This is a genomic window from Serratia sp. Ae19-1 (genome assembly GCF_059801225.1).
Genome location: NZ_JBCHWD010000002.1, coordinates 110570 through 124965 on the forward strand (window position 1 = coordinate 110570; position 14396 = coordinate 124965).

Annotated in this window: 17 protein-coding genes; 13 read left to right on the plus strand and 4 right to left on the minus strand. The window is 59.3% G+C overall.

Translation table 11 applies throughout. The annotated features are described in order from the left end of the window. Positions 1–3 precede the first annotated feature (3 nt). Positions 4–786: a lipid asymmetry maintenance ABC transporter permease subunit MlaE gene (gene mlaE / locus AAIE04_RS05970; RefSeq protein ID WP_004937059.1), complete on the minus strand. Its 783-nt coding sequence runs from the start codon at positions 784–786 to the stop codon at positions 4–6. A 4-nt stretch (positions 787–790) separates the two neighbouring features. Then, positions 791–1606, minus strand: coding sequence for a phospholipid ABC transporter ATP-binding protein MlaF (mlaF, locus tag AAIE04_RS05975; protein WP_043129180.1), 816 nt, complete (start codon positions 1604–1606; stop codon positions 791–793). A gap of 303 nt (positions 1607–1909) precedes the next feature. Between mlaF and AAIE04_RS05980 the strand changes: the two genes are divergently transcribed. The 13 genes from AAIE04_RS05980 (at position 1910) to AAIE04_RS06040 (ending at position 10969) form a co-directional block, all read left to right on the plus strand. After that, on the plus strand, positions 1910–2887 hold the full coding sequence (locus AAIE04_RS05980) for a calcium/sodium antiporter (RefSeq protein WP_025160120.1): 978 nt from the start codon (positions 1910–1912) through the stop codon (positions 2885–2887). Between the two features lie 16 nt (positions 2888–2903). Further along, positions 2904–3890: an arabinose-5-phosphate isomerase KdsD gene (gene kdsD / locus AAIE04_RS05985; protein ID WP_019453137.1), complete on the plus strand. Its 987-nt coding sequence runs from the start codon at positions 2904–2906 to the stop codon at positions 3888–3890. 17 nt (positions 3891–3907) lie between these two features. Continuing rightward, on the plus strand, positions 3908–4462 hold the full coding sequence (gene kdsC / locus AAIE04_RS05990) for a 3-deoxy-manno-octulosonate-8-phosphatase KdsC (RefSeq protein ID WP_019453138.1): 555 nt from the start codon (positions 3908–3910) through the stop codon (positions 4460–4462). Further along, positions 4459–5037: an LPS export ABC transporter periplasmic protein LptC gene (gene lptC, locus AAIE04_RS05995; RefSeq protein ID WP_498576668.1), complete on the plus strand. Its 579-nt coding sequence runs from the start codon at positions 4459–4461 to the stop codon at positions 5035–5037. The genes kdsC and lptC overlap by 4 nt, the downstream gene beginning before the upstream one ends. After that, positions 5006–5545, plus strand: a complete 540-nt coding sequence (gene lptA / locus AAIE04_RS06000) for a lipopolysaccharide ABC transporter substrate-binding protein LptA (RefSeq protein ID WP_025160121.1) — start codon at positions 5006–5008, stop codon at positions 5543–5545. The genes lptC and lptA overlap by 32 nt, the downstream gene beginning before the upstream one ends. 6 nt (positions 5546–5551) lie before the next feature. Next, positions 5552–6277, plus strand: a complete 726-nt coding sequence (lptB, locus tag AAIE04_RS06005) for an LPS export ABC transporter ATP-binding protein (RefSeq protein WP_004937040.1) — start codon at positions 5552–5554, stop codon at positions 6275–6277. A gap of 52 nt (positions 6278–6329) precedes the next feature. Further along, on the plus strand, positions 6330–7763 hold the full coding sequence (gene rpoN, locus AAIE04_RS06010) for an RNA polymerase factor sigma-54 (protein ID WP_498576669.1): 1434 nt from the start codon (positions 6330–6332) through the stop codon (positions 7761–7763). A 23-nt stretch (positions 7764–7786) separates the two neighbouring features. Beyond that, positions 7787–8074, plus strand: coding sequence for a ribosome hibernation promoting factor (gene hpf, locus AAIE04_RS06015; RefSeq protein WP_004937038.1), 288 nt, complete (start codon positions 7787–7789; stop codon positions 8072–8074). Between the two features lie 155 nt (positions 8075–8229). Then, positions 8230–8691 carry a PTS IIA-like nitrogen regulatory protein PtsN gene (gene ptsN / locus AAIE04_RS06020; RefSeq protein WP_016930212.1) on the plus strand — a complete coding sequence of 154 codons (462 nt, stop codon included), beginning with the start codon at positions 8230–8232 and terminating at the stop codon, positions 8689–8691. 127 nt (positions 8692–8818) lie between these two features. Further along, on the plus strand, positions 8819–9673 hold the full coding sequence (gene rapZ, locus AAIE04_RS06025; RefSeq protein WP_015379177.1) for an RNase adapter RapZ: 855 nt from the start codon (positions 8819–8821) through the stop codon (positions 9671–9673). Beyond that, complete coding sequence (npr, locus tag AAIE04_RS06030; RefSeq protein ID WP_004937034.1) at positions 9670–9942, plus strand: PTS phosphocarrier protein NPr; 273 nt, start codon at positions 9670–9672, stop codon at positions 9940–9942. Before rapZ ends, npr begins: the two co-directional genes overlap by 4 nt. Positions 9943–10238: 296 nt before the next feature. Next, positions 10239–10550: a type II toxin-antitoxin system HigB family toxin gene (locus tag AAIE04_RS06035; RefSeq protein ID WP_498576670.1), complete on the plus strand. Its 312-nt coding sequence runs from the start codon at positions 10239–10241 to the stop codon at positions 10548–10550. After that, entirely contained in the window at positions 10547–10969 is a 423-nt protein-coding gene (locus AAIE04_RS06040) for a helix-turn-helix domain-containing protein (RefSeq protein WP_498057272.1), read from the plus strand. The genes AAIE04_RS06035 and AAIE04_RS06040 overlap by 4 nt, the downstream gene beginning before the upstream one ends. 6 nt (positions 10970–10975) lie before the next feature. Here AAIE04_RS06040 and AAIE04_RS06045 read toward each other — a convergent pair whose 3' ends face one another. Next, positions 10976–12892 carry a BglG family transcription antiterminator gene (locus AAIE04_RS06045; RefSeq protein WP_432525663.1) on the minus strand — a complete coding sequence of 639 codons (1917 nt, stop codon included), beginning with the start codon at positions 12890–12892 and terminating at the stop codon, positions 10976–10978. A gap of 51 nt (positions 12893–12943) precedes the next feature. Continuing rightward, positions 12944–14158: a lactonase family protein gene (locus tag AAIE04_RS06050; protein WP_498576671.1), complete on the minus strand. Its 1215-nt coding sequence runs from the start codon at positions 14156–14158 to the stop codon at positions 12944–12946. Positions 14159–14396 lie beyond the last annotated feature (238 nt).

Consider the following 14396-nt stretch of genomic DNA (forward strand, 5'->3'; position numbering starts at 1 on the left):
GAATCAATTCCCAAACATCAGTGCTGTCAGCACGAAATCCAATCCCAACACCGCCAGTGACGAATGCACCACGGTCCGCGTCGTCGCCCGGCTAATCCCTTCAGAGGTAGGCACGGCGTCGTACCCGTTGAAAATGGCAATCCAGGTTACGGTAATGGCGAACACCACGCTTTTGATCAGGCAGTTGAGCAGATCTTTTTTCCACTCTACGGCGCCCTGCATCGCCGACCAGAAGAAGCCGCTGTCGATGCCCTTCCAATCCACGCCGACCACCGAGCCGCCCCAAATGCCGATCGCCACGAAGATGATGGTCAACAGCGGCATGCTGATAAGCCCGGCCCAGAAGCGCGGCGCCACGATGCGCCGCAGCGGATCGACCGCCATCATTTCCAGGCTGGAGATCTGTTCCGTCGCCTTCATCAGGCCGATTTCCGCCGTGAGCGCGGAACCGGCGCGGCCGGCGAACAGCAGCGCCGTCACCACCGGCCCCAGCTCGCGCAGCAGCGACAGCGCCACCATCATGCCGAGGCTGGCTTCAGCGCTGTAGGTGGTGAGCACGATGTACCCCTGCAGACCCAGCACCATGCCGATGAACAGCCCGGAAACCATGATGATCAACAGCGACTGCACGCCGACGCTATAGAGCTGCTTCAGCAACAGCGGCCACTGCTTGCCGGGTTCCGGCCGGCCAATCAATGCGTTGAACAGCATCAGCCCGGCGCGGCCGAAGCTGGCGCTGGTGTTGATGCCACTGCGCCCCAACGACGCTAACGCTCTTAATAACATGAGCTTATTTACTCCCTAAGCCTAGCAGTTCAGTCTGATAGTCCCCGGCCGGATAGCGGAACGGCACCGGCCCATCCGCTATACCATCCAGGAACTGGCGCACGCGCGCATCAGGATTGTTCTGCAATTGCTGCGTGGTGCCTTCGGCGATCACCCGGTGATCGGCCACGATGTAGGCGTAGTCGGCGATGCTCAGCACCTCCGGTACGTCGTGCGACACCACGATGCAGGTAATGCCCAACGCATGGTTCAGCTCGTCAATCAGCTTGACCAGCACCCCCATGGTGATCGGATCCTGGCCGACGAAGGGCTCGTCGAACATGATCATTTCAGGGTCCAGCGCGATCGCCCGCGCCAACGCCGCCCGGCGCGCCATGCCGCCGGAGAGTTCATTGGGCATCAGTTGGGCCGCGCCGCGCAGCCCCACCGCTTCCAGCTTCATCAGCACCGTGCTGCGCAGCAGGGGTTCAGGCAGGTTGCTGTGTTCACGCAGCGGGTAGGCCACGTTTTCGAATACGGTCAAATCGGTGAACAGCGCGCCCGACTGGAACAGCATGCTCATCTTTTTGCGCGCGTCGTATAACTGACGGCGGGACAACGCGGGAATGTTGTCGCCGTCAAACCAAATCTCCCCGCTGTCCGGCGTCAGTTGACCGCCGATCAGACGCAGCAGCGTGGTTTTGCCGATGCCCGATGGCCCCATGATCGCCGTGACCTTACCGCGAGGCACCGTCAGGTTGATGTCTTCAAATATCCGTCGGTCGCCGCGCGAGAAGCTCATGTCGCGCACTTCGACCAAATTATCTGCCTTTTGGAGCATGTTAATGGACCCTTTACGACTCATCTTTTGCTGAATCTACCCGTGATGTTAAAGCAATGGGCGCAATCCGTCTCATCTTTACAAAAACTTACTGCCATTTCGCAACCAATGGTGCCATTGGTTTTACTTTTCCGCGCCACCCGGTCAAAATTGGCGCCATAACGAAAAAAAACGAAAGTGTTCAACTATTAGCCGGGAAAAACCGTTGCTGCGGCTCAAACGCGCGCAACGGAGGGCAAGCAATACCGCCGCATTGACGGCTTTAACCAACGAACCGGGATAATACCCGACAAAGGACCCTGCATGTTTCTCGCGATAGCATTATTAATCGTTGGTTTATTTCTACTGGTGTACGGTGCAGACCGCTTAGTTTATGGTGCTGCCGTGATTTCCCGCTCGCTCGGTGTGCCGCCGTTGATCATCGGCATGACCATCGTCGGCATCGGCACGTCGCTGCCGGAGTTGATCGTGTCGACCACCGCCGCGCTCAACGGGCAGATAGATATGGCCGTTGGCAACGTATTAGGTTCCAACATCACCAACATTTTATTGATCCTGGGCGTCGCGGCGCTGATCCACCCGCTGGCGGCGCGCTCCGAAATACTGCGGCGCGAACTGCCGTTGATGTTAGCGGTCACAGTATTGTGCGGTTTCGTGTTGATGGACGGCACCCTCAGCAGGCTGGACGGCGTGCTGTTGTTGGCCGCCGCCGCCGGCTTCATCCTGCTGATGCTGAAAATCGCCCGTCTGGCGCAGCGCGAGGGCAGCGACAGCCTGACCATGGAGCAGATCGCCGAGTTGCCGCAGGACAGCAGCAACACCGTGGCGGTGCTGTGGCTGGTGCTGGCGTTTATCATTCTGCCGCTCTCTTCCAGAATGGTGGTCGATAACGCGACGGTGATCGCGCACTATTTCGGCCTGAGCGAACTGGTGGTCGGGCTGACCATTATCGCCATCGGCACCAGTCTGCCCGAGTTGGCCACCTCCATCGCCGGGGCGCTGAAGGGCGAAGATGATATGGCGATTGGCAACATCATCGGCTCCAATATTTTCAACACGGTGATCGTGCTGGGCGTGCCCGCCCTGCTGTCGCCGGGCAGCGTGGACGCCGCCGCCTTCCAGCGCGATTACTGGGTGATGCTGGCGGCCAGCGTGCTGCTGAGCGTGCTGTGCATCGGCCGCAAACACCGCATCGGCCACCTGGCGGGCGCGCTGTTATTATGTGGCTTTATTGCGTATCTTGCGGTGCTGTTCTTTAACCCTTTCAGTACTTTCGGCTAAACCGACGGGAATGAGTATGTCGAACATTGAGTTGCAACCGGGCTTCGATTTTCAACAGGCCGGTAAAGAAGTGCTTCAGATAGAGCGTGAAGGGCTGGCCCAGCTCGACAGCTACATCAACGCAGACTTCACCCACGCCTGCGAAACCATCGCCGCCTGCAGCGGCAAAGTGGTGGTGATGGGCATGGGCAAGTCCGGTCATATCGGCTGCAAGATCGCCGCGACATTCGCCAGCACCGGCACCCCCTCATTCTTCGTTCATCCGGCGGAAGCCAGCCATGGCGATTTGGGTATGGTCACCTCGCAGGACATCGTGCTCGCGATTTCCAACTCCGGTGAGTCCAGCGAGATCCTGGCGCTGATCCCGGTATTGAAACGCCAGCAGATCACCCTCATCTGTATGACCAACAACCCGGAAAGTTCGATGGGCAAGGCGGCGGATATCCATCTGTGCATCAAGGTGCCGCAGGAGGCCTGCCCGCTGGGGCTGGCACCGACCACCAGCACCACCGCCACGCTGGTGATGGGTGATGCGCTGGCCGTCGCGCTGCTGAAAGCGCGCGGGTTCACGCCTGAAGATTTCGCGCTGTCCCATCCGGGCGGCGCACTCGGCCGCAAACTGCTGCTGCGGGTTAGCGATATCATGCACAGCGGCGACGAAATGCCCCACGTCAGCGCTGACGCCTCGTTGCGCGACGCGCTGCTGGAAATCACCCGCAAAAATCTGGGCCTGACGGTGATATGCGACGATCTGATGAAAATCGCCGGCATCTTTACCGACGGCGACCTGCGACGGGTGTTCGACATGGGCATCAACCTGCACGAGGCGAAGATCGCTGATGTCATGACGCCGGGCGGCGTGCGGGTGCGCCCCAATATCCTGGCGGTCGATGCGCTGAATCTGATGCAGCAACGCCACATCACCGCGCTGTTGGTTGCCGATGGCGACCAATTGCTGGGTGTGGTACATATGCATGACATGCTGCGCGCCGGCGTCGTTTAATTAAGGAATAGAACGGAATGGGTATGGTAGAAACCTGCTACGGGCCGGTAGAACAAGAGGTTATGGCGCGTGCCGGGAACATCCGCCTGTTGATTTGCGACGTTGACGGCGTGCTGTCGGACGGCCTGATCTTCATGGGCAACAACGGTGAAGAATTGAAGGCGTTCAACGTGCGCGACGGCTACGGCATCCGCTGCTTGAAAACCTCGGACATCGAGGTGGCGATCATCACCGGTCGTTCCGCCAAGCTGCTGGAAGACCGCGCGCAGACGCTCGGTATCACCCATCTGTATCAGGGGCAATCCGATAAGCTTTTGGCCTTCCGCGAACTGTTGGATACACTGTCGTTAACGGCGGATCAGGTCGCCTATATCGGCGATGACCTGATCGACTGGCCGGTGATGGCGCAGGTCGGGCTGGCGGTCGCGGTGGCGGACGCCCACCCGCTGCTGACGCCGCGCGCTCACTATGTCACCCGCATTGCCGGCGGCCGCGGCGCGGTGCGCGAACTGTGCGACATCATTCTTTTGGCTCAAAATAAGCTGGAGGACGCCAAAGGGCTGTCGATATGAGTAAAACCAAACTGTGGATCACCATCCTGTTGACGGTGATCGTTCTGGCGCTGATCGGCTGGAACATGACGGACTTCAGCGACGACACCGCGCCTGGCCCGGCCAACGATCAGGATCCGACCTACCAGAGCCAGCACACGGTCACCGTGGTGTACAACCCGGCCGGCAAGCTGAATTACAAGCTGGTGGCGGAAGACGTGAAGTATTACACCGCCGGCGAGCTGAGCTGGTTCACCCAGCCGGTGATGACGCTGTTCGATGAGAATGCGGTGGCCACCTGGTCAGTTCGCTCCGATCGCGCCAAACTGACAAAAGACCGGATGCTGTATCTGTATGGTCACGTCGAGGTAAACAGCCTGACTACCACCTCGCAGCTGGAAAAAATTAAGACGGACAACGCTCAGGTAAACCTGGTCACCCAAGACGTCACCTCCGATGACGAAGTCACGCTTTACGGGACCAATTTTACCTCTAACGGCATGAAAATGCGTGGGAACCTGCGGACCAAAACCGCTGAGCTGATTGATAAGGTTAAGACCAACTATGAAATCCAGAACCAAAAACCAACTCCGTAATCTGTTGATCGGCAGCTTAGTTTTGGCCGCCAGCGCCCCTGCTCTGGCGCTGAAATCCGACTCCAGCCAGCCGGTCAGCATCGACTCGCTCAAGCAGTCGTTGGACATGCAAAGCAACGTCAGCACCTTCACTGACAACGTGGTGATCAAACAGGGCACCATCGATATCCGCGCCGACAAGGTGGTGGTCACCCGTCCGGGCGGAGATCAGAATAAGACCTATATTGAAGCGTTCGGCAACCCGGTAACCTTCTACCAGATGCAGGACAGCGGCAAACCGGTCAAAGGCCACGCGCAGAAAGTGCGTTACGACGTGGCGACCCAGCTGGTGACCCTGACGGGCAACGCCTATCTGGAGCAGCTCGACAGCAACGTGAAAGGCGATCGCATCACCTATCTGGTGCAACAGCAGCAAATGCAGGCGTTTAGCGACAAAGGCAAACGCGTGACAACGGTTCTGGTACCGTCGCAGTTGCAAGACAAAAACGGGCAAAAAAAGAGTAACTAATCACTTATGGCAACACTCATCGCAGAAAACCTGGCGAAAGCCTACAAGGGCCGTAAAGTTGTCGAAGACGTCAGCCTGAAAGTGAAATCCGGCGAGATCGTCGGCCTGCTCGGGCCGAACGGCGCCGGTAAAACCACCACCTTCTACATGGTGGTCGGCATCGTGCCGCGCGACGCCGGGCGCATCGTGATCGACGAAGAAGACATCAGCCTGCTGCCGCTGCACGCCCGCGCGCGCCGCGGCATCGGTTACCTGCCGCAGGAAGCGTCGATCTTCCGCCGTCTGAGCGTGTACGACAACCTGATGGCGGTGCTGGAGATCCGTCCCGATCTCACCAGCGAGCAGCGCGAGGACCGCGCCAAGGAGCTGATGGAAGAGTTCCATATCTCCCATCTGCGCGACAGCCTCGGCCAGGCGCTGTCCGGCGGTGAACGCCGCCGCGTCGAAATCGCCCGCGCGCTGGCGGCCAACCCGAAATTCATTCTGCTGGACGAACCCTTCGCCGGGGTGGATCCGATTTCCGTTATCGATATCAAGAAAATCATCGAGCACCTGCGTGACAGCGGCCTGGGCGTGCTGATCACCGACCACAACGTGCGCGAAACGCTGGACGTGTGTGAACGCGCCTATATCGTCAGCCAGGGCAAACTGATTGCCCACGGCACGCCGGATGCTATTCTGGCCGACGAGCAGGTAAAACGCGTTTATCTGGGCGAAGAATTCCGCCTCTGAGCGCCGGCGCGCCCTGTGGGGCGACACCGTTAACGGAAGTAGACAGAAGACTATGAAGCAAGGTTTGCAACTCAGGCTCAGCCAACAGCTGGCCATGACTCCTCAGCTCCAGCAGGCGATCCGCCTGCTGCAGTTGTCCACGCTTGAGCTTCAGCAAGAGATCCAGCTGGCGCTAGAGAGCAATCCGTTGCTTGAACAGACCGATCTGCACGACGAAATCGACGCCAAAGAAACCCAGGATACCGAGGGGCTCGATACCCGCGAGGCGTTGGAACAGAAAGACATGCCGGAAGAGCTGCCGCTGGACGCCACCTGGGATGAAATCTACACCGCCGGCACCCCGTCCGGAACCGGCACCGACTACAGCGACGATGAGCTGCCGGTCTATCAGGGCGAGACCACCCAAACGCTGCAGGATTACCTGATGTGGCAGGTGGATCTGACGCCGTTTTCCGATACCGACGCCGCCATCGCCACCTCCATCGTCGACGCGGTGGACGACACCGGCTACCTCACCGTCCCGCTGGAAGACATTCTGGAAAGCCTGGGCGACGAGAACGTGACCCTCGAGGAAGTCGAGGCGGTGTTGAAGCGCGTGCAGCGTTTCGATCCGATCGGCGTCGCCGCGCGCGATCTGCGCGATTGCCTGCTGGTGCAGCTCTCCCAATACGCCAAAGACACCCCTTATCTGACCGAAGCCCGGCTGATCATCAGCGAGCATCTGGATCTGTTGGCCAACCACGACTTTCGCAGCCTGATGCGATCAACCCGGCTAAAAGAAGATACACTGAAAGAAGCGATGCTGCTGATTCAGTCGCTCGATCCGCGCCCGGGGCAGTCTATCAATACCGGCGAATCGGAATACGTGATTCCGGACGTGCTGGTGCGCAAGACGCAGAACAAGTGGACAGTGGAGCTCAACGGCGACAGCGTGCCGCGTTTGAAGATCAACCAGCAGTACGCCGCGCTGGGCAACAGCGCCCGCAGCGAAGCCGACGGCCAGTTTATCCGCAGCAACCTGCAGGAAGCCAAGTGGCTGATTAAAAGCCTGGAGAGCCGCAACGAAACCTTGCTGAAGGTCACCCGCTGCATCGTCAGCCAGCAGCAGGCGTTCTTCGAGCAGGGCGAAGAGTTTATGAAACCCATGGTGCTGGCGGATATCGCCCAGGCCGTGGAGATGCATGAATCGACGATCTCGCGCGTCACCACGCAGAAGTTTCTGCACAGCCCGCGCGGCATTTTCGAATTGAAATATTTCTTCTCCAGCCACGTGAATACCGACAGCGGCGGCGAAGCCTCCTCGACGGCGATCCGCGCGTTGGTGAAGAAATTGATTGCGGCGGAAAACCCCGCCAAACCACTCAGCGACAGCAAGCTGGCCACCCTGCTCTCCGATCAGGGGATTATCGTGGCGCGGCGCACCGTCGCCAAGTACCGAGAGTCTTTGTCCATCCCGCCGTCGAACCAACGCAAACAGTTGGTTTGACCTCTATTGAGAAGGAAGACACTATGCAGCTCAACATTACCGGACACCACATCGAAATCACCGATCCGTTGCGCGAGTTCGTGAACAACAAGTTCGCCAAACTCGAACAGTATTTTGATCGCATCAATCAGGTGTATGTTGTATTAAGTGTGGAAAAAGTGCAGCAAATTGCGGAAGCAACGGTGCACGTGAATGGAGGCGAGTTGCACGCCACCTCGGAAGACGAGAATATGTATGCCGCAATTGATACGCTGATCGACAAATTGGCACGTCAATTGAACAAACATAAAGACAAATTGAAGCAACACTGACACCCTAACCCATTCCATGAGGTTGCATACGTCGCAGCCTCGCCGTTCGGCGCGTGACCCGCATGGGTGACGCGCCGAACGGTAATCAGGGTTAAAACCGACGAAAAACCGCCTTGCCGGGTCCGCCCGGTGGCGCGGTTTTAAGTGAAGATGAGATGAACAACGAATATATGCAATTAAGCTCGGTGTTAAACATCGAGTGCACCAAAAGCTCGGTACACTGCACCAGCAAGAAGCGGGCTTTGGAAATTATCAGCGAACTGGCCGCCAAACAGCTCAATCTGCCTTCGCAGGTGGTGTTTGATGCGGTTCTCACCCGGGAGCGCATGGGCAGCACCGGTATCGGCAACGGTATCGCCATTCCCCACGGCAAACTGGAAGAGGACACACTGCGGGCCGTTGGCGTGTTTATCCGTCTCGACCAACCCATCGCTTTCGACGCCATCGACAATCAGCCGGTCGATCTGCTGTTCGCGCTGCTGGTGCCTGCCGATCAGTGCAAAACCCATTTGCATACCCTGTCGCTGGTCGCCAAACGCCTGGCCGACAAAACCGTATGCCGCCGCCTGCGCGCCGCGCAGAGCGACGAAGAACTTTACCAAATCATCACCGAGTGATGCCCGGCCGGCGTGACTTCCAGCCCGGATAACGATACTGTTTCACGATGATGGATCCGGCTGCGGCCGGAATAACAAAGTTTAACGGTGGCGATGAACGCCGCCGCGATGCCAGGGGAGTTGCCACATGGTGCTGATGATTGTCAGCGGCCGTTCCGGTTCCGGAAAATCCGTCGCCTTGCGGGCGCTGGAAGACATGGGTTTTTACTGCGTTGACAACCTGCCGGTGGTCCTGCTGCCGCAGCTCGCCAATACGCTGGCGGAACGCAATATTTCCGCGGCGGTCAGCATCGACGTGCGCAACATGCCGGAATCGCCGGAAGTGTTCGAATACGCGATGACTCAGCTCCCGGACAGCTTCTCGCCGCAGCTGCTGTTCCTCGACGCCGATCGCAACACGCTGATCCGCCGTTACAGCGACACCCGCCGCCTGCACCCGCTCTCCAGCAAAAACCTGTCGCTGGAAAGCGCGATCGACGAAGAGAGCGATCTGCTCGAACCGCTGCGCTCGCGGGCTGACCTGATTATCGACACCTCGGAAATGTCGGTGCACGAACTGGCCGAAATGCTGCGCACCCGCCTGCTCGGCAAGCGCGAGCGCGAACTGACCATGGTGTTCGAATCCTTCGGCTTCAAGCACGGCATTCCGATCGACGCCGACTACGTGTTTGACGTGCGCTTCCTGCCTAACCCGCACTGGGATCCGAAGCTGCGGCCGATGACCGGTCTGGACAAGCCGGTGGCGTCATTCCTCGATCGCCATACCGAAGTGCATAACTTCATCTACCAGACCCGCAGCTATCTGGAACAGTGGCTGCCGATGCTGGAAACCAACAACCGCAGCTACCTGACGGTCGCCATCGGCTGTACCGGCGGCAAACACCGTTCGGTGTACGTGGCGGAGCAGCTGGCCGATTACTTCCGCTCGCGCGGCAAGAACGTGCAATCGCGCCACCGCACGCTGGAAAAGCGCAAACAATGACGGTCAAACAGACGGTTGAAATCAAAAACAAGCTGGGCATGCACGCGCGCCCGGCGATGAAACTGTTCGAACTGGTGCAAAGCTTCGACGCCGAAGTGATGCTGCGCAACGAAAGCGGCACCGAGGCCGAAGCCAGCAGCGTCATCGCGCTGCTGATGCTGGATTCCGCCCAGGGCCGGCACATCGAAGTCGAGGCGACCGGCCCCGACGAAGTCAACGCGCTGGCGGCGGTGGTCGAGCTGTTCAACTCCGGGTTTGATGAAGATTAGCCGCTGAAGCCCTCCCGCGAATGCGCCGCACTGGCGCGTTCGTTCCCTTTGCTTTTTCTTCCTGACACCACCTCCCGTTTTTAACTTTGCGTATCCGCTTCCAAAATCAGCAGTAACGGCCTGTAAATGCCAGGCATTGATTTACCCGCACGGCGCTAACCGCAATAGTGTGCAACGACAAAAGCGGGCCGCAACCGGGCATTTCCCTCTCACTGCGAGCGGGGATGATAAGTTTACAATTTGTGAACATCTGAGGCAATCGCTATAATGTTCACCAGGCAGGAATCGAGGGAACGATGCATATCATTTCCAGGGAACCGTTCAATAACGCAACGAAGCAATACCCTAATGAAGCCGCTGCTCTCGAGGCCATTTATAAAACGTTGCGACGCGGCGAGTTCCGCACGCCGGACGAGTTAAAAACGCTTTTTCCTTCGCTCGATCGTATGAAATACAAAGAGAAATGGTGGGTCATTGACGTCGGCGGCAACCACCTGCGGATTTTGTTCTTTGCCAGCTTTGAGACACAGAAAGTATTCGTAAAACACATTGTTAGCCACGCCGAGTACGACAAGCTGATGCAGCATTACCGAAGGAGTTCATCATGATTACAGATGCCATTAAGGCCGCCGATGCGCTACTGCGCGCCGTGCCCTTATTGCAGGGCAGCAGCTCTCAGCAAGACTACCGGGAAGCGCTCGAACTGGTGGAATACCTGCTGGAAAACGACGAACACCATCCGCTGATTGACATGCTGGCAAACAAGATCGCCGACTATGAAGACAACAGCGCCGAATTTACCGCATTCAACCAGCGTATCGCCCAATTGCCACAGGGGGTAGCCGCGCTTCGCGTCCTCATGGAACAGCACCAGCTCAGCCAAAGTGATTTTGAACAGGAGATCGGTAAAAAGTCGTTGGTCAGCCAAATCCTGAGCGGCAAAAGATCGCTGACCATCCCGCACATTATGGCGCTGGCCAAGCGCTTCAATCTGCCCCCGGCCCTCTTTCTGCCGGAAGCGGATTAATTCCCTTCAGCTTCGGCTCAGGCAGTCCAGCGCCACCGCTTTGAAGCTGTCGAAGCTGTCGCTGCCCAGCAAGCGGCTCATTGAGCGCTCACGCACGAAGGTGACGAACAGCTCGTAGATCGCCATCGCCTCTTCATAGTCGCTCTTGCTGATCGCCAGCAGGAAAATCACGTGCGCGACCTCGCCTTCCCCCCAGGCGACGCCCTGCGGCGCCAGCAGCGTCACTACCACGGTCTTCTTCGCCAGCAGCCCCAGCGAATGCGGCAGCGCGATGCCCTCGCCCAGCAGCGTGGAGACGATCGCCTCGCGTTCGACCACCGACGGATAAAAGTCCGCGCCGACGTACCCTTCTCGCTCCAGCTGGCCGCACACCCGGCTGAACAGCTCCGCCTGCGTCAGCGGCTCGTTGAGCACCATGAAATGCTCGGCGTCGAAGAACTTCTCCAGCATGTACGGCCGGGTGCGATCCACCAGCACCAGCTTGCCCAGTTGCTCCAGCTGATAATCGGTCGGGAACGGCGACATCACCACCACCGGCTTGTTCTTCTCGCCGATGCGGGCGTTGGAAATCACGAAGTCTTCGTCGATATGCGCCAGCATCTCGTAATCGCGCAGCGAAACGATGCGCGTCATCACCAACTGCGGATACTTGCGCGCAATCTGCGCCTGGATCATGCGCACCGTCGAGTTGCCGGTATCGCACACCAGCATCACCTGCGGGTGGCGTTCATAACCGATGTTGTAATGTCGCTCCAGCCCCACGCCGATATGCAGCACCAGATAGCCGATCTCGTTCTCGCTCAGGGTATAGGGGGTGTATTTGCCCCAGCTGGAGACCGCCGCCAGCGTCACGTCGTAAGCCATCGGATAGTGCTGCTTGATGTTGGCCAGCAGCGGATTGGGGATATTGATCTGGTACTTCACCCGCGTAATCATGGTTTTGATATGGGTGAGCAGATCGGCCCGCAGCTGCTCGTCGCCCTGCAGGTTGTAGTTATAGTGCGCGTTGATGTAGGACAGGATGTAGTCCACCAGCGCTTCTTCATCGTCGGCGTTGATCTCGGTCGGCTGCACGTCCTGCACGCGCCGCGCGGCGATGTTGACCCGCAGATAGGCCTCTTCGGCCATCGAGATCTCTTTGCCGGAGGCCGAACGCAGCTCTGCCGCCAGGCGGGTCGACACCTGGCGCACCGCCTCGTCGCCGTCCTCCACTTCGAAGTCCGGCAGCGGATAGCCGTCGCTGATGCGCCGCAGCGCCACCGCGCAGTAGAAGATCAGATACTGCTCGCCCTCGTCGGTCAGGCGAATGGCATATTGCGACAGCAGCGGGTGCAACAATCCGGCGAACGCCGCCACCTGCGGCTGCAGCAGGATCTCGTTGTTGAGCAACGGGTTCTCGGCGTCGGCCAGCTGTAGCTGGAACAGCAGATCGGTCAGGCAGGCGCGGATCGCCATTTCCGCGCCGAACAGCTTCATGCCGTAGCGCGGCTTGGTTTCGATCGTCAATTGATAATGCGCCAGACGCTCTCTCACCTCAGCCATGTCGTTTTGCAGCGTGCCGCGGCTGACGAACCACTCGTCGGCCAGATCTTCCAGTTTGAGAGAGAAGGCTGAGGTCAAAAAACGCACCAACAGATAATGCACCCGTTCCTGCGCGCTGCGCGGGGTAGCCTGCTTGCGGCGCTCCTGCTGCTGCAGGGCGCTGAACAGCGCAGCGTTATCGACCTGCAGACGATAGCCGGCCCCGCGATTATGCACGAAGCGCGCGCCGTATTTGTCCAGGATCTCGTTCAGCGCGGTGATATCCGCCCGCACCGTGCGGGTGGACACGGCGAAACGCTTCGCCAGCTCATCCTGCGGCAAAGTCTCGGTTTGCAAAGCATCGAACAAGTAAGCCAAACGCGGGTAAGGAAATCGCACCATTCTGTGTCCGTCAATCAGACGGCCCGCCCGGCGAACCGGGCGGGCCACGGGTTACTTCGGCGGCGGCAGGAACGCCATTTGCGAAGGGCTGCCGATCGGCAGATAGCCGCCCGCAAAGCTGAGTTTGCCGTCCGTCGGGTTGACGCTGAAGCGGGTGACGTTATCGCTGCGCTGGTTAAGCGCATACAGATAGCGGCCATCCGGGCTCAGCGCCAGCGAACGCGGGTAATCACCGCGGGTCCAGGTTTCCGCCACCGGTTTCAACTCGCCGCCGGCGCCCACGCTGAACTGGACAATGCTGTTATGCAGCCGGTTGGCGACGTACAGCGTGCCGCCATTCTTGCTGAGCGCCAACCCCGAAGCGAAGCTGGTACCCTGATAGTCGGCGGGCAGCGCGGAAACCGCATGCAGTTGTTTCAGAGTACCTTTTTGGCGATCAAAACGGTAGCTGGTCAATGTCGAAGCCTCTTCGTTCACCAGCAGCACGGTGCCGCCGTCCGGATTGAACACAAAGTGGCGCGGACCGGCACCGGCGGACGAGGCGGCGATCCACGGCGGATCGTTCGGCGTCAGCCGGCCGCTCGCGGCGTCAAAGCGCCATTGGTAGATGCGATCCAAGCCCAGATCGGTGGAGAACACGAACTTGCCGCTCGGATCGCTGGCGATCATATGGGCATGCGGGCCGTTGTGATCGCTGATGGCGAAGCTGCCGTTCACTGCCGCCGCCGGTTTGGCCGCCCCCGCCGGGCCCTGCTGTTGCTGCACCGAGCTGGCGGCACCCAGGCTGCCGTCCGCTTCGATCGGGAAAGCCGCCACGCTGCCGCTGACGTAGTTGGCCACCAGCAGATGGCGCCCGTCTGGCGTCGATGAGAGATACACCGGCCCCGCTCCCTGCGAATCCACCTGGTTGAGCTGGGTCAGGCCGCCGTCGGCCGGATTGACCCGGTAAGCGGTGATACCGCCGTGTTTGCCGCCGTTGAAGTCGGCCACTTCACTGGCGACATACAGCGTCTTGCCGTCAACGCTCAGCGTCAGCTGCGCCGGATTCGGCACTTTGCTGACCAGCGTGGCGTGGCTCAGCGCGCCGCTGGCCGGATCGACCTGCACCCGGTAAACGCCTTCGCCGTTGGGATTGTAGGTGCCGATATAGGCGAAATGAGATGACGTGGAGTTCATTGCATCCTCAGCATGCAGCGCCGGGCCGGTCACGGCCAGCAGCGCCAGGAACAACGCGGTGCGTCGGGTTGGAACCTGCCAGTTTCGCATAGTAATCCTCAGTATAGGTAACGGCGCGGCATGCCGCGCCACGGGAAAACCTTCGCCTCCCAGCGTTATCCCCGTCATACTTGAAGTTGCTTCTGTGTTGGCTGCGCAGTTACTCGGCCCATCCATGGGCCTCACCCCTTCGGGGCCGCTGCAAGCAGCGTTTAAATCTGCTCCCGGCAGATTTTTCCCCCCAGTCACTTACCTAAGTAAGCTCCTGGGGACTGATGGGCCTCGTCCT